Annotated in this window: 1 protein-coding gene; it reads left to right on the top strand. The window is 40.4% G+C overall.

The genetic code is table 11. From position 1 onward, the window contains the following. Nucleotides 1-2: 2 nt before the first annotated feature. A partial coding sequence (locus AB4496_RS25195; RefSeq protein ID WP_372132556.1) for an AraC family transcriptional regulator occupies nucleotides 3-564 on the top strand: 562 nt, incomplete at its 3' end.

The raw sequence follows: 564 nt of genomic DNA, 5'->3' as shown, positions 1-564 counted from the left end.
CAATCACGGTCACTCAATTCAGAAACTTTATTCCCAGGAAACGCGAACGCTACCCCGCCTCTAAAAACGGTATCTTTATGGTATCGAAAGGAAGCATATCTTTTATGCTGCCCAATGGCACCCAAGCCTCGTTAAAAGCGGGAGATTTCACGCTTTACAATTCTGGTCAGATTAAAGACATCACGGTCGACACTGAAAATGGTGAGTTTAGTGCGATTTGCTTAGATTTTGATTTGGCAATTTTCCAAAAGTTCATAAATCAGTTCAGTGATTTAGAATCCACTCAAACTCCAGATAAGTACATTAAGTTCAATCAAACGGATACCGAAATCTGCCAATTGAAAGAGCTCATCATGTCCCTGGCCAATTCATCGACTCAGAATGATTACGCACTCACCCAGCTAGGCTTAGGTTTGCTGTCTTTAATGGTTGAGCAGTATCCGGAACTATTAACGATTATTAGCCGAATTTCTAGATTGACGGTGACACAAAAGGTCATTCATTACATTGAACAGAATATAGAAAATAATATCTCACTCGATACCCTAGCCAGCTATATGGGGA

Origin of the sequence: Vibrio sp. 10N.222.46.A1 (assembly GCF_041473595.1) — a bacterium.
In the GTDB taxonomy this organism is placed as follows: Bacteria; Pseudomonadota; Gammaproteobacteria; order Enterobacterales; family Vibrionaceae; genus Vibrio; species Vibrio tasmaniensis_A.
The sequence above is the reverse complement of the archived record's forward strand: the minus strand, read 5'-3'. Positions and strand labels throughout refer to the sequence as shown.